At 43.0% G+C, this 23,005-nt stretch carries 20 protein-coding genes; 13 read left to right on the top strand and 7 right to left on the bottom strand.

Annotation, left to right across the window (positions count from 1 at the left end):
- Positions 1 to 21: 21 nt before the first annotated feature.
- The 4 genes from VXP95_RS06230 to purL form a co-directional block, all read right to left on the bottom strand.
- Positions 22 to 690: a hypothetical protein gene (locus tag VXP95_RS06230; RefSeq protein ID WP_416711685.1), complete on the bottom strand. Its 669-nt coding sequence runs from the start codon at positions 688 to 690 to the stop codon at positions 22 to 24.
- Between the two features lie 258 nt (positions 691 to 948).
- Entirely contained in the window at positions 949 to 1,074 is a 126-nt protein-coding gene (locus VXP95_RS06225; protein ID WP_263600637.1) for a KGW motif small protein, read from the bottom strand.
- Positions 1,075 to 1,353: 279 nt separating this feature from the next.
- Positions 1,354 to 1,767, bottom strand: a complete 414-nt coding sequence (locus VXP95_RS06220; RefSeq protein ID WP_064096241.1) for a hypothetical protein — start codon at positions 1,765 to 1,767, stop codon at positions 1,354 to 1,356.
- A gap of 220 nt (positions 1,768 to 1,987) precedes the next feature.
- Positions 1,988 to 5,821 carry a phosphoribosylformylglycinamidine synthase gene (gene purL / locus VXP95_RS06215; protein ID WP_064102799.1) on the bottom strand — a complete coding sequence of 1,278 codons (3,834 nt, stop codon included), beginning with the start codon at positions 5,819 to 5,821 and terminating at the stop codon, positions 1,988 to 1,990.
- Between the two features lie 1,305 nt (positions 5,822 to 7,126).
- Between purL and VXP95_RS06210 the strand changes: the two genes are divergently transcribed.
- The 5 genes from VXP95_RS06210 to ruvB all read left to right on the top strand — a co-directional run bounded on the left by VXP95_RS06210 (position 7,127) and on the right by ruvB (position 12,404).
- Entirely contained in the window at positions 7,127 to 8,764 is a 1,638-nt protein-coding gene (locus VXP95_RS06210) for a sodium:solute symporter family transporter (protein WP_416711684.1), read from the top strand.
- Positions 8,765 to 8,775: 11 nt separating this feature from the next.
- A complete protein-coding gene (locus VXP95_RS06205; protein ID WP_212839209.1) occupies positions 8,776 to 8,907 on the top strand; it encodes a putative transporter small subunit in 132 nt (43 codons plus the stop codon).
- 194 nt (positions 8,908 to 9,101) lie between these two features.
- Positions 9,102 to 10,442, top strand: a complete 1,341-nt coding sequence (locus VXP95_RS06200) for a deoxyguanosinetriphosphate triphosphohydrolase (RefSeq protein ID WP_005106412.1) — start codon at positions 9,102 to 9,104, stop codon at positions 10,440 to 10,442.
- A 115-nt stretch (positions 10,443 to 10,557) separates the two neighbouring features.
- Positions 10,558 to 11,160, top strand: a complete 603-nt coding sequence (ruvA, locus tag VXP95_RS06195) for a Holliday junction branch migration protein RuvA (RefSeq protein ID WP_064096246.1) — start codon at positions 10,558 to 10,560, stop codon at positions 11,158 to 11,160.
- 236 nt (positions 11,161 to 11,396) lie between these two features.
- The gene (gene ruvB, locus VXP95_RS06190) at positions 11,397 to 12,404 is read left to right on the top strand and encodes a Holliday junction branch migration DNA helicase RuvB (RefSeq protein ID WP_416711683.1); all 1,008 of its coding nucleotides are present in this window, start codon (positions 11,397 to 11,399) and stop codon (positions 12,402 to 12,404) included.
- Positions 12,405 to 12,416: 12 nt separating this feature from the next.
- Here ruvB and VXP95_RS06185 read toward each other — a convergent pair whose 3' ends face one another.
- Positions 12,417 to 13,172, bottom strand: coding sequence for a hypothetical protein (locus VXP95_RS06185; RefSeq protein ID WP_416711682.1), 756 nt, complete (start codon positions 13,170 to 13,172; stop codon positions 12,417 to 12,419).
- Positions 13,173 to 13,315: 143 nt separating this feature from the next.
- Positions 13,316 to 14,545, bottom strand: a complete 1,230-nt coding sequence (locus VXP95_RS06180) for an acetamidase/formamidase family protein (RefSeq protein WP_416711681.1) — start codon at positions 14,543 to 14,545, stop codon at positions 13,316 to 13,318.
- A 373-nt stretch (positions 14,546 to 14,918) separates the two neighbouring features.
- On the opposite strand from VXP95_RS06180, the gene VXP95_RS06175 reads away from it, so the two are divergent.
- The 7 genes from VXP95_RS06175 to pal all read left to right on the top strand — a co-directional run bounded on the left by VXP95_RS06175 (position 14,919) and on the right by pal (position 21,571).
- Positions 14,919 to 16,268 carry an amidohydrolase gene (locus tag VXP95_RS06175; protein ID WP_416711680.1) on the top strand — a complete coding sequence of 450 codons (1,350 nt, stop codon included), beginning with the start codon at positions 14,919 to 14,921 and terminating at the stop codon, positions 16,266 to 16,268.
- A gap of 269 nt (positions 16,269 to 16,537) precedes the next feature.
- A complete protein-coding gene (ybgC, locus tag VXP95_RS06170) occupies positions 16,538 to 16,945 on the top strand; it encodes a tol-pal system-associated acyl-CoA thioesterase (RefSeq protein WP_004645668.1) in 408 nt (135 codons plus the stop codon).
- Between the two features lie 27 nt (positions 16,946 to 16,972).
- The gene (tolQ, locus tag VXP95_RS06165) at positions 16,973 to 17,671 is read left to right on the top strand and encodes a protein TolQ (RefSeq protein WP_416680819.1); all 699 of its coding nucleotides are present in this window, start codon (positions 16,973 to 16,975) and stop codon (positions 17,669 to 17,671) included.
- Positions 17,671 to 18,120 (top strand): protein TolR, encoded by a 450-nt coding sequence (gene tolR / locus VXP95_RS06160; RefSeq protein ID WP_064096250.1) that lies wholly within the window; start codon positions 17,671 to 17,673, stop codon positions 18,118 to 18,120. Before tolQ ends, tolR begins: the two co-directional genes overlap by 1 nt.
- A gap of 3 nt (positions 18,121 to 18,123) precedes the next feature.
- Positions 18,124 to 19,458 (top strand): cell envelope integrity protein TolA, encoded by a 1,335-nt coding sequence (gene tolA, locus VXP95_RS06155; RefSeq protein ID WP_416711679.1) that lies wholly within the window; start codon positions 18,124 to 18,126, stop codon positions 19,456 to 19,458.
- Positions 19,459 to 19,660: 202 nt separating this feature from the next.
- Positions 19,661 to 20,944, top strand: a complete 1,284-nt coding sequence (tolB, locus tag VXP95_RS06150; RefSeq protein ID WP_416680860.1) for a Tol-Pal system beta propeller repeat protein TolB — start codon at positions 19,661 to 19,663, stop codon at positions 20,942 to 20,944.
- Positions 20,945 to 20,998: 54 nt separating this feature from the next.
- The gene (pal, locus tag VXP95_RS06145; protein WP_064096253.1) at positions 20,999 to 21,571 is read left to right on the top strand and encodes a peptidoglycan-associated lipoprotein Pal; all 573 of its coding nucleotides are present in this window, start codon (positions 20,999 to 21,001) and stop codon (positions 21,569 to 21,571) included.
- Between the two features lie 87 nt (positions 21,572 to 21,658).
- Here the strand turns inward: pal and VXP95_RS06140 are convergent, their stop codons facing one another.
- Positions 21,659 to 21,844 carry an NF038105 family protein gene (locus tag VXP95_RS06140; protein ID WP_416680817.1) on the bottom strand — a complete coding sequence of 62 codons (186 nt, stop codon included), beginning with the start codon at positions 21,842 to 21,844 and terminating at the stop codon, positions 21,659 to 21,661.
- Between the two features lie 183 nt (positions 21,845 to 22,027).
- On the opposite strand from VXP95_RS06140, the gene VXP95_RS06135 reads away from it, so the two are divergent.
- The gene (locus VXP95_RS06135; RefSeq protein ID WP_416680816.1) at positions 22,028 to 23,002 is read left to right on the top strand and encodes a class 1 fructose-bisphosphatase; all 975 of its coding nucleotides are present in this window, start codon (positions 22,028 to 22,030) and stop codon (positions 23,000 to 23,002) included.
- The last annotated feature ends 3 nt before the right edge of the window (positions 23,003 to 23,005 follow it).

The raw sequence follows: 23,005 nt of genomic DNA, 5'->3' as shown, positions 1-23,005 counted from the left end.
GAAAGATGGTCTTTTTTATATTCAAGCCTCTTCTAACTTAAGTTTTATCTCATAAAGTTCAGCATATACATCTATCGCTTTGATAATGTCATCTTTCTCAGTTTGAAAATCTGGCTCTGGTCTTCTATTTGTGTAACTATCTCTAATTACATCATCACTCAAGGCAATATATAAGTAAGTCGCTTTTTCACAATCAGTAAACTCATTATTAAATTCTTTTTGTTTTTTATGAATAAAGCTTAATTTATTATACTGAGCAATCACTATTACTTGTAAAGATTTTTCTAAATCAGCTTTTAATTCTTTTATACAATCAAATTTTTCAACTTCTTTAAAGATATGAATAAACTTTTTAGCTCTACTTTCTACCTTTGAAGGACCTGCTAACCCTCCTGACAATTCAGTGCTTGTTTGAATTAAAATGCGAAATAACTCTGTACGACCTTTTCTTAATTCTTCAATTGTTTTCTCAGCTTCTGATCTTAATTCTTTTAACTTAACTCCATTCCCTACAATTGAGAACTCCTGGACCTCAGCAGCAAAAGCTATTATTAATCCTATTGCGGCAAATCCTAGAGATAAAGTAACAAACTCAGCTCCTGAAAGTTTCTCAAGATCGATAAGAAGCCATAAACTACTCCCCATACCCAAAATGGCAACAATAAGTCCCCAAACGATATTTTTCTTCAATTTAATCAACCTAAATTTATTTTAGTTCAAACACTTATAACAAATTATAAATATACCTTATTTTCAAAGATTAAATCTAATTACCTACATTACGATATGGATATCGCCCGTCAGACTGTAAGACATGGACGTTCCATCAGTCTGACAAAGAATTTTGGTTACTTTACGGAATATATTTCTCATCCTTCAAAGTAACAATTCTATCTACACACCATACGTAAAAAGCCACCTCTCGGTGGCTTTTTCTAAATCTAAATATCAAGAACCCTGCATCAAACAACTGCCGAGTACAAACAATATTTGTAGGCTAACAACAAAGCCAAACAACCACCAACCTTTCTGACGCATTGTCGCCCTATCCATTATTCTAAATGTCTTTATCATGTCATCACCTCATACTTGAGAATTGATACTGAACCGATCTATTCCATCTTTCTTTTATAGTGCAATAAAGTTGTGCATAAAATATACCTTAACACTTTATCTATCATATGAAAGCAAAATTCAAACCAGATCAGCGGGAGAAGTAAGATTAAAAAATCAAAATATTTAAAAAACAAAAAGCCACCCAAAGGTGGCAATTCATGAAGCTAGTCTAAATAAAAATCTTTATATTATCCAGCTATAAGTATTTCTACTAGATCATCTTACCTAAGTAAAGTATTAGCAGGCCCGCCAAAATGGTCCTTCTGGACGCGGGAATTCACAGTTAAATGGTGAATTATTAAACCAGCCTGCATCAGTATCCCATTCCAATTCTGCCAGATTCAGTTGCTGCTGCTCGTTATATGCCTTAAACGCCATGTTATAACATGACTGGAAAGTTGGATTATTTACACGCGCCTCATATTGCTGGTCAAATTGGGTACGTTGTGCTGGAGGTAGCTGGCTAATGGTAGGTAGCTGAGACATAAGTTTAGCTGCTACAGGATCACATTGCTGAGCCATTTGTACTTGTAAAGCTAAACGTTTTTTCGCTTTTTCTTGTGCACGCTCCGCTTTTTGCTCGGGTGTCATCGCACAAGCAGCTAGAAATACACAAGTCGCTGTTAAACAAAACAGATTTATTCTTTTCATCTTGTGGACCCTCAGGGTTTTTAATTTTTCGAGTTTTAACAAATAGCTTACTCTTCTCATGCCTTTTTATATTTATGATTTTTGATAGTCTTATGGTTAATTTGTAACCTATCTATATATATTCAGTAGAATAATTAATAAATCATTCAGCTTTCTCTGAAAGCGGATATTCCAATAAAAAGGGCCGCTTTTGCGACCCTTTCTTGAAATTTAAAATGGATTAACCAATAAACTTACGTGCATTACGGAACATACGTAACCAGGCACCATCCTGATCCCAGTCTTCCGGTTTCCAAGAATGCTGAATCGCTCGGAAGTTACGTTCCGGATGTGGCATCATAATCGTTGCACGACCATCCTGCGACGTTACACCAGTAATACCTTCTGGTGAACCGTTCGGGTTCAATGGATACTGTTCAGTTGCATTGCCATGGCTATCGACATAACGTAAAACGACCTGATTCGATGCATTCAGTGCAGCAAAGTTTTCCGCAGTTGCAACCGCACGACCTTCACCATGCGCCACAGCGATCGGTAGAATCGAACCCTGCATATCTTGCAACAAGACAGAATTCGATTTTTCTACACGTACGTTCACTGCACGTGCTTCAAATACTTCTGACTTATTACGGTAGAAACGAGGCCAGTGTTCAGCACCCGGAATCAGTGGAGCCAATTGGGACAACATCTGGCAACCATTACAGATACCTAATGAGAAAGTTTCCTGACGGTTAAAGAATTTCTCAAACTGGTCACGTAACTTGGCATTGAATAAGACTGATTTTGCCCAGCCGCCGCCTGCACCCAGCACGTCACCATACGAGAAACCACCACAAGTTACCAAGCCTTCAAAATCATCCAGGCTGATACGACCTGCCAGCAAGTCACTCATATGTACGTCAACCGTATTGAAGCCGACTTTATCAAATGCTGCAGCCATTTCTACATGACCATTGACACCCTGCTCACGCAGAATTGCCATATTTGGACGACGCAAGTTAATGAAAGGCGCTTCAACAGGTTCGTTCAGGTCAAATGTCGGTTGAGCAATAATACCTTGGTGTGCTTTATCAGTAATTAACGCAAATTCCTGATCCGCCGTTTCCACGTTGTCACGCAGGCGCTGGATTTGATGTGATACTTCAGTCCAGGCCACTTGTAGATCAGCACGATCTAAGCTCAAGCCATTTACAGTTAAAGTATCTGTATTGTTGACAGTACCCACCACTGTAATTGCATCTTTAAGCGTAGATGCTGCAACTTCAGCCTGTAATACCTCCCAATCTGCTTTCGAGATTTGCAGCACTGCACCAATTTCTTCAGCGAACAGGCTTGCAACCGATTGCTCTTCAAGTGCGACACCAAGACGTGAAGCGAACATCATTTCTGCAACAGTTGCCAATAAGCCACCATCACCGATGTCATGGTACGCCTTGATCAAGCCACGGTTGTTCCATTCTTGAATCAATGTGAAGAATGTTTTGAAGTCATCAAAGCTATCAACATCAGGCGTAACCGAACCAATCGCTTTGTATACCTGCGCCAGAATCGAACCACCTAAACGGAACTGACCTTTAGACAGATCAATACGAACCAGTACAGATTCAATATCTTTCATTTCAGGCGTCAATGTCTTGCGCACATCAGTCACTGGTGCAAATGCGGTGATTACGCCTGACATTGGAGAAGTAACAGATTTGTCTTCACCTTCGTCATTCCAGGTGGTACGCATAGACAATGAGTCTTTACCCACCGGAATTGCAATACCCAGAGCCGGACACATTTCCATACCGATAGCTTTTACGCCTTCGAATAATGCCTGGTCTTCACCTTGTTGACCGGCAGCCGCCATCCAGTTTGCAGACAGTTTGATATCGCTGATTTTTTCAATCTTCGCAGACATGATGTTCGAGATCGATTCAGCAACTGATAAACGTGCAGACGCAGCAGGATTCAACAAGGCTACTGGTGGACGTTCACCCATTGCCATTGCTTCACCGGTGTAACCCACCAAGCTTGTTGTAGTCACAGCAGCATCCGCGACAGGAACCTGCCAGCGACCAACCATCTGGTCACGCGCAACCATACCGGTAATTGAACGGTCACCAATGGTGATCAGGAACGATTTAGAAGCAACAGTTGGATTCTTGATAACACGGTAGATTGCATCTTTCAGATCAGTGACTTTAGCCGCGTCAAAGTCATCGCCTTTGCGTTCAATCGTTTCATATGAACGACTCATACGTGGCGTACCACCAAGCATCACCTGCATTGGCATATCCACCGGCTTGTTGCCGAACAATGGATCTTCAACGGTTAAATGACGTGCTTCAGTCGCTTCACCCAGTACTGCAAACGGACAACGTTCACGCGCACAGATCGATTCAAATAATTCTAAAGAAGATGGACGAATCGCCAAAACATAACGTTCTTGCGCTTCGTTTGACCAGATTTCCATTGGAGACATACCTGGCTCAAGCGATGGAATCTTACGCAGATCCAGCACTGCACCAAGCTCGTGGTCATTCACCAGTTCAGGCATGGCATTGGAAATACCACCCGCGCCTACATCATGCACCGACACGATTGGGTTGTGATCTTCCATGCGCCAGCAGGTATCAATCACTTCTTGGCAACGGCGTTCCATTTCCGGATTTTCACGTTGTACCGAAGCAAAGTCCAGGTTCTCGCCCAATTTACCGCTGTCTACAGAAGACGCTGCACCACCGCCTAAACCAATAAGCATGGCTGGACCACCAAGAACGATCAATAAATCGCCCGGCTGAATCGGATCTTTTTCAACGTGATCCGGACGGATATTCCCGTAACCACCGGCAATCATGATTGGCTTATGGAAACCTTTAACATCGCCATTGACGTTTTGTTCAAAGGTACGGAAGTAACCGTTTAATGCAGGACGACCAAATTCGTTGTTAAACGCTGCACCACCCAATGGGCCTTCAATCATAATTTGAAGTGGAGATGCCATACGAGATGGTTTGCCGTAGTTTTCTTCCCAAGGCTGTTCAAAGCCTGGAATATTCAGGTTAGAAACAGTGAAACCTGTTAAACCTGCTTTTGGTTTACCACCCCGACCAGTTGCGCCTTCATCACGGATTTCACCGCCTGAACCTGTCGCAGCACCGGCAAATGGTGCAATCGCAGTCGGGTGATTATGCGTCTCTACCTTCATCAGGATATGTGCAGCCTGACTCTTGTACTTATAAACGTGTTGTCCACTATTTTCCAGGGTTGGATAGAAACGTTGCGTATCAAAACCCACAATCACTGAAGCGTTGTCTTTATAAGCTGACAATACGTCTGTTGGTGACTCTTTATACGTATTCTTGATCATCTGGAACAATGACAATGGCTGAACTTCACCATCAATCGTCCATTCTGAACCGAAGATTTTATGACGGCAATGCTCAGAGTTGGCTTGTGCAAACATCATCAGTTCAATGTCATTCGGATTACGACCCAGCTTGATGAAAGCTTCAGTCAGGTAATCAATTTCATCCATTGATAATGCGAAACCAAATTCATTATTGGCTTTTACCAGCGCCTCTTTACCTTCCCCCAGAATATCAATGGAGTTCAATGGTTTTGGCGCCGTTTCCACAAATAATACCGCTGCATCTTCAATCGCGTTGAATACGCTTTCAGTCATACGGTCGTGCAGTACCTGTAGAGCCTCTTTGGAAAGCTCTTTTGTGCCTTTCAAAGTAAATAAAACGCCGCGTTCTAAACGATGAACCGGCGTATTACAGTTTTTGAAAATATCCGTTGCTTTAGAGGACCAAGGAGAGATGGTGCCGACGCGCGGTGTGACTAAAATCTGGATTTCATCACTTGCAGCCTGGTGCAATTCAAAAGATTGACCATCGTTGAGAAGCTGTAAAGCTGATTGCTGTTGTTGCTCGCTGAGCGCTTGGTCAAAGAGGTAGACCCATTGACTTTCAATTGATTGAACAGAACTAATTGACGTCAAACGCGATAATAGTTGAGTTTTCTTAAAAGAAGAATGTGCGGGTGCACCGGCAACGATAAACATGCTGATTTTGGCTCCACGGGATGGTCTGAACAACCATGCCACAATGTGACTTGAGAGAGCGCATATTCTACTGTGAAATAAGGAAATCGGCTAGATGCCAAATCAGAAAACTATAGCTGAAATACCCTGGACTTTTAAAAAATTTTGTTTATTTTCAGTCAGGAAAATTGAATGTAGTCGCACAGGTTATCACATTTTTTTAAAGAAAAATCAAAACCAGTTCAGAATAATTTTATATATAAAAATTGTATTATTTTTCAACAACAATCATGACAAATTCTTGTTCAGATTGTATGGCTATAACTTGCCAAAACTCCTGTATAAAACAGAATAAAATACTTAAGAACCAGGTTTTTCATGAAGTTCTATTTTTGCACGCTGTTTTTAATTATTTTGATTGACTCTCACCTTTCACCCTCAAGATTAGAAAATTGGTTAAAGGTCTTCTGCCGTTCTGCACTACAAGGAACAGTTCTCTGCCCATCTCCTCCATTAGGGCACTAGAGGCAAATTACCACCCTCTATAAACGAATAATTAATACTGAGTGGTATTTTAATTTAATATAATCTTCAGAACAAAAACCGAACATCTATTCTCATCTTCTAAAAGAATAAAAATAAAATTCCTTATTTGATCCTTTTATTTTTTCATATTTGATGTTTATCTTCTTAGATCATAATTAAGTAAAATTTACTGATCTAAAAGACCAAAGATTATATCGATAAAATTACCCCATCATATCCAATATTTTGAAATTTCATCACTTATTCATTAGTTCTATTATGCGTAAAAAGCACAATATAAATAGCAAAACACCACTCGTATTTATGAAAAAATTTACCAGTAATTATGAGGACTATCTAAAAAAATAATGAAGAAATGATTAATAATAAAATTTTGTTACCTTTTTTATTTAATCCGTATTCTCAGTTTTTATTTAACTCAAAAATTTTAAAATAAATATTTGTAATTGCTAAAAAAATGACAAAAAAATATTTTTTTATTCAAAGGTAAGAGTAACGAGCTTACATCTCTATATCAGCCAGAAATCTTACAAAATAGATACTTCATCAGTAAATTTGATGATTTTATGTTAGGCTCTTGCTCCATTGCTGAGAAAACGTCCAAATTCCGGGCCTGGCAATGGTTTTTCCTTTCTGCTGTAGAGATGAATATAAATTCTATATTCGGACACTCACTTTTTGATGTTCTATAGCTTCACTGCTCTGTCTATTTTAGAGCCTTAATCTGTCACCAATGATTTAACTTTCAAAAACAAAAGGTGACCCGCTTAAGGAGTATGTATGTTTCAGTTCACTAGTACAGCAACTGTACTATTGATGGTGCTTTTCTATGGCATCACCTTTCTACTATCGTTACGCATTAAACAGAAAAATGAAAATGTCGATGGCTACATGGTTTCGAATGGCTCCATCGGATTTGGAATGTCTGCTGCCAGTATGACCGCCACCTGGATCTGGGCTGCCTCGTTTTATGCAGCAGCTTCATCCGGATATACATACGGCGTGTCTGGTGCCCTCCACTATGGTTTGTGGGGTGCGCTGATGATTTTATTTATCTATCCCTTTGGCAAGCGCTTTCGTGAACTGGCACCTAATGCACATACTTTGGCAGAAATCATGCATGCCCGGCATGGCAATCAAAGTCAGATGATTCTGGCAGGTTCCAATATTGTGGGTAGCGTGATCAGCCTGATGGTGAACTTTACCGCTGCCGGGGCACTGGTTGAAATTTTATCTCCTTTAAGCTTTATCCATGGCGTGCTGATTACTGGTATCGGTGTACTGTCCTATACCCTCTGGTCGGGGTTCCGTTCCTCAGTCTTTACCGATTTTGGTCAACTGGTGGCAATGATTGTCGCGGCTGTGATTATTATTCCAACCTTATTCTTTACCTTAGGTGGGCCATCCCTGTTTCAAAGCGGAATTCATCACCTGCAACCGGAACAGCTGGATTTTTTCTCTAAAACAGCCTTTTTGGAACAAGGCGCACCATTTTTTGTTGCCGTATTGGCCTATGCGATTGGTAATCAGACCATTGCCCAGCGCCTGTTTGCAGTCCGTGAAGACCTGATCAAACCGAGTTTTATCACTGCAACCATTGGTTATGCTGCAATTGTCATTGGTCTAGGCATGCTTGGATTACTGGCACTATTTGCAGGTATTCAACCCATTGATGGCAACCTGAATAACCTGATTCCACAAATGGCAGCGACTTATCTTTCGCCATTTATGGTCGCGCTGTTATTCATCATGGTGATTGGAGCCCTGTCTTCTACCGCTGACTCGGATCTGTCTGCTCTGTCTGCGATTGTCATGACGGACATTTATGGCAAACAGATTGCGAAAAACCGCCCTGATCCAAAGAAAATGCTATTTATTGGCCGTATGACCATGATCGTTGCCACCATGCTTGGAATTTTGATTGCCACCTTGAAGTTTGACATTTTATCGATGCTGATTTTTGTGGGTGCGCTTTGGGGCTCTATTGTATTCCCTGTGATTGTCAGCCTGTATTGGGACAAGGTGAATGCCCGGGCCTTTAACTGGTCAGTGGGCCTCGCATTTTTCAGCTTTCTGATTGTACGTTTTGAATGGCTTCCGATTCAGGGAATGATCGCACTTGGCTTTGAACTCGTTGCGACCCTAGGGATTGGTGTAGTGCTGGGTCTGATGACCTTTGGTTTCTTTGGCAAGAAAGTGGGTCTGGTCGTTGGCATATTGGCCAGTATTGGCTTCATGCCATGGACCATCGGTTTTCTGCGTGAATACGGCACCTTGTTAAGCTCACTGACAGCGTATGGCAGTAGTGCGCTGGTATGTACTGTGTTGACGCTGGTCTACAGTAAAGAACGATTTGATTTTAAACAAATCAATAAGATGGTGATTGAATTTCACCAGCTATCTGAGAAAAGTAAATAAGGAGAGTTCAGATGACAAGTCAATTATTGACCCTATATGTACTTTTTTGGCCATTGGTGGCAAGCCTGGTCCTGTTCACGATTTGCCTGAATGTCTATAAAGACACACAACAGGCCAAGAAGAATGGTAAAGAGCTAATCTGATTCTTTACCGTATAAAAAGCAGGTTTAATAGCCTGCTTTTTTATTGTTCATTTGATAGTTTCAATTTTTAATTCTCAGTCTTTTACAGCTGGCTAAAATAACCATATGCAGCATGACAATTCATGTCGCACTGCCCTAGTGCCCGAACCAGTTTTTTGGCATGATGCAAATAGTGGATCACTGAATAATGATAAATGACTCAAATGCGTTGGTTAGAACTGCTTTCGACAGTTCGGATTGGTAGTAAAAAGCAGAGCACTGAACTGGCACGCAGCCCGTTTCATAAAGATTATGACCGTATTATTTTTTCGCAAAGCTTCCGGCAATTAAACCGCAAAACCCAAGTCCATCCACTGACCCAGCATGATGGTATTCATACCCGTTTGACCCATTCGCTAGAAGTCTCCTGTATTGGCCGTTCACTCGGTATGCTGGCTGCAGAGAAAATCAAAGATAATTTACCTGCCTGGATTTCTCCGGCTGATGTCGGTGCCATCATTCAGGCCGCCTGTCTGGCACATGATATCGGTAATCCACCTTTTGGGCATGCCGGTGAATACGCCATTCGGGAATGGTTTGACGATGCATCTCATACCGACTTTTTAAAAGATTTGAGTCCTGAACAGGAAGCCGATGTACGCCAGTTTGAAGGCAATGCCCAAGGCCTGCGCCTGCTGACCAAGATCGATTACCATCCTTATGATGGCGGCATGCGCCTGACCTATGCCACGCTCGGTGCCTATCTTAAATATCCGTGGCTCTCTGAGGCGATTGACCCGACTGGCAACACCCCTGCCAGCCGACGTCCTAAATTTGGTTGTTACCAGTCTGAAAAAGAGATTTTGCAGGAAATTGCTGAACAGCTAGGATTAATCCAGCTTGGTGAATATCATTATTGTCGTCATCCGCTGACCTATCTTCTAGAAGCTGCGGATGATATCTGCTATGCCCTGATTGATCTGGAAGATGGTATTAGCCTGAATATGCTCAGTTACACCGAAGTCGAGCCAGTTTTCCTGAACTTGCTGGGAGAATATGGCACACCTGAAGAAATCAATCTGCCTAATACCACCTGGCAACAAAAAATTGCCGCCTTACGTGGTCGGGTCATGAAACGTCTGGTAGATGAAGTCACCACAGCCTTTGCCCGACATCAGCAGGAAATTCTGATGGGCCAATTGCAAGGCTCATTGCTGGGTTATTGTAGTGCCGACATTGAGATTGGCATTAACCGGGCCAAAGAACTGGCGCGAGACAAGATCTTCGAACATCCGCAAAAAGCCGGTCTGGAAATTATCGCGCATCAAAGTCTGCAAACGATTCTGGATGCCTTTATTCCACTGACCACGCCGCACAAAACTTTAAGCTTTAAAGAGCAGCGTTTAATGGCTATTTTAAAACGCTCGGGTGCGCAGTTTAGCGCTGATCATTATGACAACATTATGCAGGTGCTAGATATTGTCTCCAAGTTCTCGGATCATCAGGCTTATAATCTGGCGCAGGAACTGCATGGCAATAAAGCCGGGTTACTCTAATGCGAACGAGCGCCTGATGAAAATCTCAGCAAAATCACTGCTTTTAACTGATAGAGTTTTGCCTTTATCAAAAATGCTGACTACTATGCCTGTATTAAATTTGAGTATATAAAAAATGATTGGATGCCTGATTGGGGAAGTGCTGGCGCTGGAAGCACCGACTGTTTTATTAAATGTGAACGGCGTAGGTTATGAGATTGACACCCCTTTAACCACTTTCTGTCAGTTGCAAAAAGGCCAGAAAATTACCCTGTGGACCCATCTGGCTGTTCGTGAAGATGCCCAGTTACTTTATGGCTTTATCAATGCGCAAGAAAAAACCATTTTCCGTACCTTATTAAAGGTGAACGGCGTTGGTCCGAAAATGGCGCTTGGTATCCTTTCCACTTTAAGTGTGGAAATGCTGATCCACACCGTTGAACATGAAGATATCAATACTCTGGTCAAGGTTCCGGGGGTGGGTAAAAAGACTGCAGAACGCCTGATGATTGAATTACGTGACCGCTTTAAAGCCATGGCTTCAGGTGCTGCACCAAGTAATTCAACTGCACCACAAATTCAGTTTATGAGTAATTCAGCCGTGGCTGAAGCGGAAGCAGCATTACAGTCGTTGGGCTATAAACCTGCTGAAGCACAAAAACTGGTGAATGCTGCCAAAGGTGAATTTACTGAAGCCAGCGATATTATCCGCGCTGCATTAAAGTCGATGAATAAGTAATAGCACAGATACTGGATATAGAATTTATGCCAGTATCAGAATCTGCCTAGCGACATGGATGTCGCCTTCTAAACTGTGCGATCAGGACGTAGCATCAGTTTAACAAATGGGTTTTGTTACTTTTGCCCAGTCAAAAGTAAGAGCATGCCGACTCAATGGCAGCTAAACACAAATCATTATTTGAGGCTGTTTCCGCAGCATCAAACAGCTTCGATAAAGAGATTAAGTTAATAGATATGCAAGACCGTCTTATCAGTGGTTCTGAAAAACCCGAAGATCATTTTGATCGTGCCATCCGCCCGACATCCCTCGATGACTACATCGGTCAACCAGTGGTCCGTGAGCAGATGGAGATTTTCATTGGTGCAGCCCGTGGCCGTGAAGAAGCCCTCGATCACACCTTGATTTTTGGCCCGCCAGGTTTGGGTAAAACGACATTGGCCAATATTATTGCCCGTGAAATGGGGGGCAATCTCAAGTCAACCTCTGGCCCGGTACTAGAACGTGCCGGTGATTTAGCAGCCATGCTAACGAATCTGGAAGAAGGCGATGTCCTGTTTATTGACGAGATTCACCGTCTTTCACCCGTGATTGAAGAAATCCTGTATCCGGCGATGGAAGATTATCAACTCGATATCATGATTGGTGAAGGCCCTGCAGCCCGTTCGATTAAACTGGATTTACCGCCATTTACCTTGGTAGCTGCAACTACACGTGCTGGTCTACTCACCTCTCCACTGCGTGACCGTTTCGGAATCGTACAACGTTTAGAGTTTTATTCGGTTGAAGATTTAACCCATATTGTCAAACGTTCAGCCAACTTGATGGATGTACCGATGACTGGAGATGGCGCAAAGGAAATTGCCCGTCGCTCACGAGGTACACCGCGTATTGCTAACCGATTGTTACGTCGAGTTCGTGATTACGCTCAGGTCAAAGGAACGGGGGAAATCAATCAGGATATGGCCCAACGTGCTTTAGATATGCTCAAAGTCGATAAAGATGGTTTAGACACACTCGATCGTCGTTACTTGTCGATGTTGCTTGAGCGTTTTAATGGCGGTCCTGCCGGTGTTGAAGCCTTGGCTGCTGCCATGGCGGAAGATTCAGGCACGCTTGAAGATGTCATTGAGCCATATCTGATTCAGCAAGGTTATGTGATGCGAACCGCGCGTGGTCGTATTGCCACCAATATGGCGTATTTGCAGTTTGGGATGACGCCGCCTGAGCCTAAAGATAAATAAATAAAAAGCAGCTTAGGCTGCTTTTTTTATTTCAGTTTTAATCATCTTACTCATCTGTCTATTAAGTTCATTTAAAATTAAGTAGATTGTAAGGTTATCTTCGCCCAAAGCCTTCTTAAGCTCTAGGCCTATATTTTTAAACTCGCTGTGTTCTAACACTTCTACTATTGTTGTATCTTGATTTTTCAACATTGTCTCTGACCCAACTTGATCTAATAAAAGCTCCAAATATCTCCACAAGAAGTTAAAAAATAATCTATTTTTCACTTCTAGATTTGGTATAGCTCTACCTTTACTCAGTAAAAATAATTCTAAGACATGATAGTCTTGTAATACTTGGTTTGAGATACCTCTTAATTCTTGATATAACTGGCCTACATGCGAAGCTCTATCTAACTTGTCTTTCTGATCAGCATATCCATAAAACACGCCAAAGTCCCTTATCTTTATAATGAGATTAGTTTGCCCACTAATAAATTTGGAAGCATACTGAATAATATTTTGAGTTATAAGTTGTTTATTTTTAAATGCTAACTCTTTTTCCAAATGATCTCTTTGGCTTTCTATTAAATCCCCAGTAGATTTAATTTGACTTTCTGTAGATTTTCTCACCACATAAACCGTCACTATAAAACCAAACAGACTGATTAAACCCGATACAAAAACTGAAGCTGCAACAACCCAATCTGTCGAATGTTGTAAATCTAAATATACTTTCTGATCTTTAGGCTGTTCTAAAATGACTGCTTGTTTTTCTTCTACTGCCACAATTGACCCTTCTTGTTTTAAATCGACTATTTACCCCTCGCATTCTAAACATTTTCAAATCATTACAAAAGAAAAAGCCAACTGACCATGTCTAAATCAGTTGGCAAAAGCACAACTCTATTTTTTCTAAGTTTTATTTAGACTTATTTTGTGTCTTCCTTAAACTCCTTAAAGTCCGCTTTACGAATCATCGCATGAATACCCTTGGTTCGATCGACCACTTGAGACACTTCAAAATCAGTCGCTGCACTTAAGTAGGCATAGGCAATTTCTTCAGAAATGCCATATTCATTGACCAGAAAACGAATCGCTTCACGGGTGGATTTACGCATAGCTTCGTCCAAATCTTCATCCAGACCCGGTGTGATCCAGAATTCAGCATTTTCAGCCAGAGGCTGTTTAATCTCTGCACCCGGAATTTTGTCTTTTCCAGATTTAAGCAAAGTGAATTTTAAAGTCGCACGCGCCGATCCTTCCAAGGCAGTTAAAGCCACCTCGCCATCGCCTTGTACAAAGTGACTATCGCCTGTATAGAATAAAGCACCTGGCACTTGTACAGGATAATAAGCCGTAGCCCCTGCTCCTAATTCATTAATGTCGATATTCCCGCCATAAAATGATGGCGGCACAGAGTGCACAGGCTCACTGGTATTTGGTGCAACGCCCATCGTGCCCATAAACGGATTCAGCGGGAAACGTATCGCTTTGCCAGATTCAGTTTTTAAAACGCCTTCCCATACGCCATCAGCATTTTTCTCAATTGGGGTAAAAATGGACACGTTGCCATAAGCCTCAGGATTGGCTGGAGATGCATGCTCATGTTTCTGACGTTTCGGAAATTCGGGTAAGGTTCCTTTGCCATGACGGTTTGAAATCACGCCATAAGGCACACGCGGTTCAACTTTTAGAATCTCTACCTTTAGAATATCGCCCGGCATTGCCCCTTCTACATAGACAGGCCCGGTAATAATGTGTGGTCCATCTTTATGGAAATCATGTTTTAACTTGGAATTCGTGATCAGCTTGGCTTCGTCCAATACATGCTCAGGCTTGACACCTTTTGAGGTGAAATATTTCTCTGCATTACGGCCCTGATCCTCTAGCAGCCCTTCATGTGAAACTGTATCGAAAGTAACTGTGCTACCTGAAGGGACAGTTAAAACAGGTTTTGCATCTTTATTTGGCAGATAACCCCACGTAATCGTATTCAAGGTACTCGGCACATAATAATGACCTTTATATTCACCACTTTTGAGTAATGTCGGTTTATTTTCCAGCTGTTTTAGTATTTTAAAGTCTTCAGCCCATATGCTTGTCGAAATAAAACTTAAGCTTGAAGCCACTGCCAGAGATAAAGCCAAAGGTTTTAACATGTGTTCAATTTCCGTCATAAAAAATATTACGGAAGAGTGAATGCAATCTAAATGCCAAAATTATTTTAAGACGTTAAAAAATCTTCACTTCATCCAGGCTATAGATATAAATGGAATCATTTTTTCTTTTTCCTAATCATTTTTCATGTGGTTATTTTTATTAGTCTCATACCTTATAAATATAAAAAATCAATTTGGATACATATCTTTACAATGTAAAAGAGCAAATAAAGCTCTTTGAGAACAGCTATTAACATCCAGAATACCTTTAAAGTATCAAAAAATACTTAGAGGGTTTTGCTTGAATTTAGATCAGTATGCCATCCTAAAGAATCACTTTAACCGTTTAAAATTCTTAAGGTTCTCCCGAAGTATGAACATGTATAAGCAGATCTCCTTTTGTCTCCCTCTTCTTTTCTGTAGCCAGTTCAGCCTGGCCGACTGGATTGATGATGCTGTACAAGCTGCTGAAGCACACACCATCAAATTACGCCAGCATATCCACCAGCATCCTGAACTGGGCAACATGGAATTCAAAACCTCGGAACTGGTCCAAAAAGAATTAAAATCCTACGGTATTGAAGTACGTAAAGGCTATGCCAAAACCGGTGTAATCGGTGTATTAAAAGGTGCAAAACCCGGCCCTGTGATAGCCTTACGTGCAGATATGGATGCCTTACCAATTAAAGAAACTGCACCCGTGCCTTTCGCCAGTAAACAAAAAGCGATTTATCAAGGCAAAGAATCTTATGTGATGCATGCCTGTGGCCATGACGCGCATACCGCCATGTTATTGGGTGCAGCCAAAGTGCTGGCCGCCAATAAAGATAAAATTGCGGGTACAGTGGTGTTTGTATTCCAGCCGGCTGAAGAAGGTGGTGCAGATATTGATAACTTTACTCATGGCGATCAGATTGGTTCCCGCAAAATGATTGCCGATGGTGCCTTGAACAGTCCAAAACCTGAAGTGATTTTCGGGATGCATGTAATGGCAGGCATGCCAAGTGGCAATATCTTCTACAAAGATGGTGCGATTTTGAATAGTGCCGATCATCTACGTATTCAGGTCAATGGCAGTCAGGTACATGGTTCCATGCCTTGGGCAGGTAAAGACCCGATTTACGCTTCTGCCCAGATGGTGACCAATTTACAAAGTCTGATCAGCCGTAAAGCTGACCTGACCAAAGGGATGGGGGTGGTGAGTATCGGTAGTATTCAGGGTGGCACCACCGGTAACGTCATTCCAGATCAGGTCAATATGGTCGGTACCATCCGTTCCAATAGTGAAGATGTGCGTCAGGGCATTTTAAAAGACTTGCCAAAAATGCTGGAACACAATGCCGCTGCCAATGACGTCAAGGTGAAAGTCGAAATTGCACCTTATGCACCGGTAACCACCAATGATAAAACCTTGACTGAATTAATGCGCCCGACATTGGCGAGCGTGCATGGTGAAGATAAATTGCATGTTTTAGATAACAATGCCAGCGCCAGTGAAGACTTTGCTTACTATGGCCAGCTTATGCCATCGCTCTTCGTATTTGTCGGTGCCACGCCAGCAGATCAGGATCAGGCAAAAGCCGCACCGAACCACAACCCGAATTTCATTGTCGATGATGCGACCTTGAAAACCGGTGTCGAAAGCCATATCCGTTTTATTCTGGACTATCCAAAAGTGGCCGAGCAGGTTCAGGCCAACTGGAAACAGAAAGATAAAAGTTAATCCTCTGCTACAAAAAATGCGCGGCTCAATAGACTCGCGCATTTTAGTATCTGCTGCTGTTTCATAAATGAGCTGTTAATTGCGCTCTACCCTAACTTACCCACTTTCATCCAGATTTGACATCTTGTGCCATTGGTCTCAAAACTCACAATGCTAAACTTTGAGCCGCTAAATTGCTTGACTTTTGGCAGGAATCCGGCAAATTCTAAGCCTCCTCCTGCATCTAAAAAAACAAGCAAAAATTTCGAAAATCTGCATGGAACAAAACTATGGCGAATCACTTTGAATTCAATATCCGCGTTTATATTGAAGATACTGATGCGGGTGGCATTGTCTATCACGCCAATCATATTCGCTATATGGAACGTACCCGTACCGAATGGTTACGTGCCGCTGGAGTGAGCCATTACTGGCATCAGACAGACTACAACTTTGTGGTGCATAAAATTAATGTTAAATATATGCGTCCGATCCTGATGGATGACTTAATTACTGTTACAGCACGTGTTATTTCATGTAAAGCTTCATCATTTGTATTGCAACAAAATATTTATCGTGGTGAAATCATGCTTGCATCAGGTGAGGTTGAGTTGGCATGTATCAGTGCAGAGATGCGACCACGTCGACTCCCGGATGAAATCCGCGAACTAATTCAAAAAGAATTGGAACAAGACTAAAAAAATTTATTGGCACACGTAACAACTATGGCGACTCAGTTAGAATCATCTCTTCAAGTTTCAGATCTTATTTTACAAGCAAGCCCTGTCGTACAACTGGTGATGCTTTCTCTGCTGTTAGCCTCAATATATAGCTGGTATCTGATTGCCAGGCTCTACATGAGTTATAAAAAAGCCCAGACCGATGATGAACATTTCCAGAAAATCTTCTGGTCTGGTGCTGAACTGAATACTCTGTATAACAATGCACAACTTAATTCTAAACGTACCGGCCTTGAAGATATTTTCTATCAGGGTCTGGGCGAATTCCTGAAACTGAAAAAACGCCATGCGCCAACTGCCCAGTCGATTGAAGGAACAGAACGTATTCTGCGTGTCGGTTTAAGCCGTGACCAAGGTCATCTGGAACAAGGTCTGGGCGCATTGGCGAGTATTGGTTCGGTCGCGCCTTATGTCGGTCTGTTCGGTACAGTCTGGGGCATTATGAATGCCTTTATTGGCCTGGCAGATGTCGATCAGGTAACGCTAGCCACAGTCGCACCCGGTATTGCCGAAGCACTAATTGCAACAGCGATCGGTCTGTTCGCAGCTATTCCAGCGGTATTGGCTTTCAACCATTTTACGGCCAAAGGTGAAACGGTCTACTCTGACCGTGCGCTGTTTGCCGAAGAAATGGTAGCGCTATTGCAACGTCAGTCTGTGGGCGTAACTCAGGACAAAGACTAATGGCGATTCAAGGTTCAGGACGCTTTCAGCGTATTAAAAAGCCACTGAAAAGTGACATGAATGTGGTGCCGTATATCGATGTCATGTTGGTACTTCTGGTGATCTTTATGGTCACGGCCCCGATGATTACCAGCGGCATCAAGGTCGATTTGCCTCAGGCCAACGGTTTGCCGATCGAATCCAAGGATGCGCCGACAATTGTCACACTCAAAGAAGATGGTTCATATTATCTAGAATATAAAAATCAGGCGACTGGTCCGGTCACACTGGAAGAATTAACCCGTACGCTTGTTGATGCACAAACCCAGGCACAAAATGAAAACAAGGTGCTGAATGTCGTGATCAATGGCCATAATACCCGTCCTTATGGTGAGGTCATGGCCTTGATGTCGAGCCTGCAAGATGCTGGCCTTTCTCAGGTCGGTTTACTGACCAAACCCCTAGAATAAAGTATGAAAAATTATCAGAAACCTCCCTTTCAAAAAAAAGCAATTGCGATTGGATTTACGCTCGGCATCCATGCAGTGGCTTTGGTGGGCCTGCTTTTTCTAGGGATGAGTAAACCCCCTGAACCACCGAAACAGATTAAAACTGTTCTGATCAAGCCAGAGGACCTCAAGCCGGTCACTCGTGAAGAAACTGAATTTGAGGAGACTGTCCATAACAATGTTGCAGAAGAAATCACTCAAACGGCAGAACCCAGTATAGAACCCGCTCCTGTCATTCCAACTGCAGCCCCTGCTGTACCTGTGACTCCACCTGCGCCAAAAGTCGATACACAAAAAGCCCAGCAGGAACTGAAAGCGGCAGAGGCAGCACAAGCCAAGGCTGCGCAGCAAGCAGCTGAAGCAGCAAAACGTGCCCAAGCCGCTGAACAGGCAGCAGCCAAAGCTAAAGCAGAGGCAGCGCAAAAATCCAAGGCGGAAGCCGAAGCTGCACGCCAAGCTGAACTGGATGCACAGCGCAAAGCCGATGCTGCACAAAAAGCCAAACTGGAAGCACAGAAAAAAGCCGATTTAGCTGCCAAGCAAAAAGCAGAGGCTGCATCGAAAGCCAAAGCAGAGGCTGAGGCCAAACGTAAGGCCGATGCTGCAGCAAAAGCCAATAATGATGCAGCAGCGAAACGTAAAGCAGATGCTGATGCAAAAGCCAAAGCGGATGCAGCCGCTAAAGCTAAAGCCGATGCAGCGGCAAAAGTCAAAGCTGACGCGGCAGCTAAGGCTAAAAATGATGCAGAGGCGAAACGCAAAGCGGACGCTGATGCGAAAGCCAAAGCCGATGCAGCAGCTAAAGCCAAAGCTGACGCGGATGCCAAACGTAAGGCAGAGACTGATGCGAAGGCCAAATCGGATACCGCTGCAAAAGCTAAAGCCGACGCAGACGCTAAACGTAAGGCAGATGCAGAAGCCAAAGCTAAAGCGGATGCCGATGCGCGAGCCAAGGCAGATGCAGAGGCCAAAGCATCCGCTGCCAAACAGGCTGCTGAAGAAGCGGCACAGAAAAAAGCGGAATCGAAACGGATTGCATCCACCGCAAAACGTGATTTTGAAAATAAAATCAAACGTGCCTGGGATACGCCAGTAGGTTCTTCAGGTCAGAAAGCGACTGCTCGTGTCACCCTAAGCGATAATGGTTCTGTGGTTTCTGTCATCGTGAATTCGAGTGACCCGGACATGAAAGCCAGTGTAGAAGCTGCAGTACGTGCTGCTGCTCCTTATCCAATGCCTTCCGATCCGGATGCCCGCCGTGAAGCACGAAGTTTTACTTCAACCTTTACAGCTCAATAAAAAAACCAGCCGTCATCAAGAACAGGTGTTATGGCTGATTTTTTAAGTTAAACTTCAATTGAAATAGCTTAAACAATATTCACTTTTCATAGTGTCATAACAGTTGAGTGAGAAATTCTGGGTTTTGTTCGTATCAATTCATGCGATGATGTAGCCCGATCACTTATAGAATAACTCCGTTGATTTGAGTAAATAACGAATGATGGAAAAAACTCGCAAACACCTGCTCTGCCTTGCAGTCCTAACCAGCTTGGGCATAATCATTACTACCCAGTCACAGGCTCAGCTACATCTGGAAATTACCAAAGCGCCGGAAGCTGCGCCGAAAATTGCCATTGTGCCTTTTAGCCAGGACCAGAGTATTTACCCTATTGTAGAAAATGACCTGAATCGTTCTGGCAGATTTACCAGCGCTTCAAAAAATCTGCCTGCTACTGCCGCAATGAATACTCCGAATGCAGAAGCATGGGCAAGCGCAGGTGTTCCCTATGTAGTGACCGGTTCTTCCAAGACCAATCCCGATGGCTCTTTTAGTATTCAGTATCAACTGTATGATGTGGAAAAAAGACAGTATCTGCTCAATGAACTGTTGACTGTGCCGGCTTCGCGCACCCGTCAGGCAGCGCATATGATCAGTGATGCCATTTATCAGGCATTAACCGGTATTCCTGGAGATTTTAGCGGTCGGATTGCTTATGTGCTGCGTAACCCGGCAACCCCTGAGCAACGTTATACCCTACAGATTGCCGATACGGATGGTGAACAGCCAAAAACAATTTTGACTTCCCGTGATCCGATTTTATCACCAGCCTGGACACCGGATGCGAAAAAGATTGCCTATGTATCTTTTGAAACCAAACGTCCAGCCATTTATGTACAGGATCTGGCGACCGGTCAACGTGAAAAGCTGGCCAGTTTCCGTGGCTTAAACGGCGCACCGAGTTTCTCGCCAGATGGCAAGAGCATGCTGTTTACTGCTTCCATGCACGGCAACCCGGAGATCTACCAGATGAATCTGGAGACACGCCAGTTAAAACGCATGACCAATGACAGTGCCATTGATACCGAAGCGCGTTATTCACCAGATGGCAAATCCTTTATTTTTACGTCAGATCGTGGTGGTTCTCCACAGATCTACCGTTATGATTTTAATGGTGAAAGTACCAAACGTTTGACGTTCCGCGGTGCCTTCAATGCCCGTGCGACTCTAAGCGCAGATGGCAAGAAACTTGCACTGGTTCATCGCCCAAGTGGCAGTAATTATAAAGTGGCCGTACAGGATATTAGCTCAGGTGTGACCAACATCCTGACTCCGACCAGCCTGGATGAATCACCAAGCTTCTCGCCAAATGGTCAGATGGTGGTCTATGCCACACGCGAAGGTAATCGTGGATTATTATCCATTATGTCGTTAGATGGTCGTTTCCGTATGAATCTGCCAAGCGAAACTGGTGAAGTTCGTGAACCCGCTTGGGCACCAAAATAATAGTTGAATACTTAAAACCGCTTTAACCCATAATCAACTTCATGGAGATGAAGAATGAACAAAGTAAAATTATTTGCATTGCCTTTGCTTGCAGCCGCTGTGGTCATGACAGGTTGCGCCAGCCGTAAACCTGCTGCTGAAGTTCAGACGGGTAATCTGGATACGACCGGTACGACTACGGTTAACACTCAGGGTCTGAGCGAAGATGCAGCATTAAATGCACAAAACCTGGCGGGCGCATCAGCCAAAGGTGTTACTGCAGAAAATAAGGCCTATCTGGCAAAACGTGTGGTTCATTTTGACTATGACAGTAGCGAATTGAGCAATGATGATATTCGTACTTTGCAGGCACATGCCCAGTTCCTGATGGCCAATGCCAATTCACGGGTAGCCTTAACTGGTCATACGGATGAACGTGGTACACGCGAATACAACATGGCACTTGGCGAACGTCGTGCTAAAGCAGTTGAAAGTTTCCTGACCACTTCAGGGGTCAATGCAGGTCAGCTGGAAGCTGTCAGCTATGGTAAAGAAATGCCGATTAACCCGGGCCACGATGAAAACGCGTGGAAAGAAAATCGCCGTGTAGAAATCAATTATGAAGCAGTTCCACCATTGTTGAAATAAATAATTGCTTCAACAATAATTTGCTCATAAAAAAGCACTCATTTGAGTGCTTTTTTATGAGCAAATTTTGAAAGTGCAAGGAATAATCTATTCCTTCTCCTCACCTTCCTCATGAGCTTGCATCGACTCAATCATGTCGTGTTTATTGAATTTCTTGTATTCAGGTTTAGATTCGTAATCCTTCCACGCTTCTTTCATCTTGTCTTCAGAAATTTCATCGAGATTAATTGCTTCACTTGGGGTTGGAGTCGCATCAAACTTCAATGTTGTCATCTCTGTGCTCCTATTTTTACTGTTCCATTGCATTCAACATAGCACTTTCCACAGGAGTTGCAAGGGCAAAATCACAACAAATAACCCAGTTTAATTGTCCTTTTCAGACGTTCTCATCTAAAATATAGCCGCATATCGTTTTGATCATTTTTTCCCGATTTTAAGTCTTGGAGTTTCCCCCCTATGTCATACCGCACTTTATCCCAGTTTCTACAACAACAAAGCGGAAACCTCACCCCAGAACTTTCACAAGTTATTGAAACGATTGCAAATACTTGCAAAGATATCGATCAGTTATTGCAAAAAGGTGCTTTGGCTGGTGTATTGGGAAGTGCACAGCATGAAAACGTTCAAGGCGAAGAGCAAAAGAAACTGGATGTCATTTCTAATGATTATCTGATTGATGCCCTGCAGCAACATCCAGATGTGGGCGGTCTAGCCTCAGAAGAACTGGATGAATTCACCCCGGCACAAGAAAATGGCCAGTTTCTGGTATTGTTCGATCCACTAGACGGCTCTAGCAATATCGACATCAATATGTGTGTCGGCACTATTTTCTCGATTCTTCCTGCGAAAAATGCTGTGACTCAGGCAGAAGATTTCATGCAGGCTGGTGTAAACCAAGTGGCTGCCGGTTATGTGCTTTATGGTCCATCTACCATGCTGGCATTAACAGTAGGTGCAGGCGTAGTGTTCTTTACCTTTGATCCTGAAACCAAAGAATTCCTGCTGACTTCTGAAGGTATTCAGGTTGCTGCAGATACCAAAGAATATGCGATCAATGCGTCGAATCAACGTCATTGGGAAGCACCAGTACAGCGTTATATTGATGAATTGTTAGCTGGTAAAACCGGTCCTCGTGAAAAAGACTTCAATATGCGCTGGGTTGCCTGTATGGTGGGCGATATTCACCGTATTCTTTGCCGTAGCGGTATCTTCATGTATCCATATGATCTTAAAGATCCGGCTAAAGCAGGCCGTCTGCGTTTAATGTATGAAGCTAACCCAATGAGTATGCTGATGGAACAGGCTGGCGGTGCATCAACTACAGGTCGCGTGCGTATTCTTGAGATCGAACCGACTGATTTACATCAGCGTGTTCCTGTGATCATTGGTTCTAAAAACGAAGTTGATCTTGTGACCAGCTACCACAACTAATTT

Origin of the sequence: Acinetobacter sp. 226 (genome assembly GCF_048147925.1) — a bacterium.
Classification (GTDB): domain Bacteria; phylum Pseudomonadota; class Gammaproteobacteria; order Pseudomonadales; family Moraxellaceae; genus Acinetobacter; species Acinetobacter pecorum.
This window is presented reverse-complemented; position numbering and strand designations above follow the sequence as displayed.

Coding starts and splice junctions, on each gene's coding strand:
- VXP95_RS06225 (WP_263600637.1), bottom strand. CDS start 1,074: ATGATAAAGACATTTAGAATAATGGATAGGGCGACAATGCGTCAGAAA.
- VXP95_RS06220 (WP_064096241.1), bottom strand. CDS start 1,767: ATGAAAAGAATAAATCTGTTTTGTTTAACAGCGACTTGTGTATTTCTA.
- purL (WP_064102799.1), bottom strand. CDS start 5,821: ATGTTTATCGTTGCCGGTGCACCCGCACATTCTTCTTTTAAGAAAACT.
- VXP95_RS06210 (WP_416711684.1), top strand. CDS start 7,127: ATGTTTCAGTTCACTAGTACAGCAACTGTACTATTGATGGTGCTTTTC.
- VXP95_RS06205 (WP_212839209.1), top strand. CDS start 8,776: ATGACAAGTCAATTATTGACCCTATATGTACTTTTTTGGCCATTGGTG.
- VXP95_RS06200 (WP_005106412.1), top strand. CDS start 9,102: ATGACTCAAATGCGTTGGTTAGAACTGCTTTCGACAGTTCGGATTGGT.
- ruvA (WP_064096246.1), top strand. CDS start 10,558: ATGATTGGATGCCTGATTGGGGAAGTGCTGGCGCTGGAAGCACCGACT.
- ruvB (WP_416711683.1), top strand. CDS start 11,397: ATGCAAGACCGTCTTATCAGTGGTTCTGAAAAACCCGAAGATCATTTT.
- VXP95_RS06180 (WP_416711681.1), bottom strand. CDS start 14,545: ATGTTAAAACCTTTGGCTTTATCTCTGGCAGTGGCTTCAAGCTTAAGT.
- VXP95_RS06175 (WP_416711680.1), top strand. CDS start 14,919: ATGAACATGTATAAGCAGATCTCCTTTTGTCTCCCTCTTCTTTTCTGT.
- ybgC (WP_004645668.1), top strand. CDS start 16,538: ATGGCGAATCACTTTGAATTCAATATCCGCGTTTATATTGAAGATACT.
- tolQ (WP_416680819.1), top strand. CDS start 16,973: ATGGCGACTCAGTTAGAATCATCTCTTCAAGTTTCAGATCTTATTTTA.
- tolR (WP_064096250.1), top strand. CDS start 17,671: ATGGCGATTCAAGGTTCAGGACGCTTTCAGCGTATTAAAAAGCCACTG.
- tolA (WP_416711679.1), top strand. CDS start 18,124: ATGAAAAATTATCAGAAACCTCCCTTTCAAAAAAAAGCAATTGCGATT.
- tolB (WP_416680860.1), top strand. CDS start 19,661: ATGGAAAAAACTCGCAAACACCTGCTCTGCCTTGCAGTCCTAACCAGC.
- pal (WP_064096253.1), top strand. CDS start 20,999: ATGAACAAAGTAAAATTATTTGCATTGCCTTTGCTTGCAGCCGCTGTG.
- VXP95_RS06140 (WP_416680817.1), bottom strand. CDS start 21,844: ATGACAACATTGAAGTTTGATGCGACTCCAACCCCAAGTGAAGCAATT.
- VXP95_RS06135 (WP_416680816.1), top strand. CDS start 22,028: ATGTCATACCGCACTTTATCCCAGTTTCTACAACAACAAAGCGGAAAC.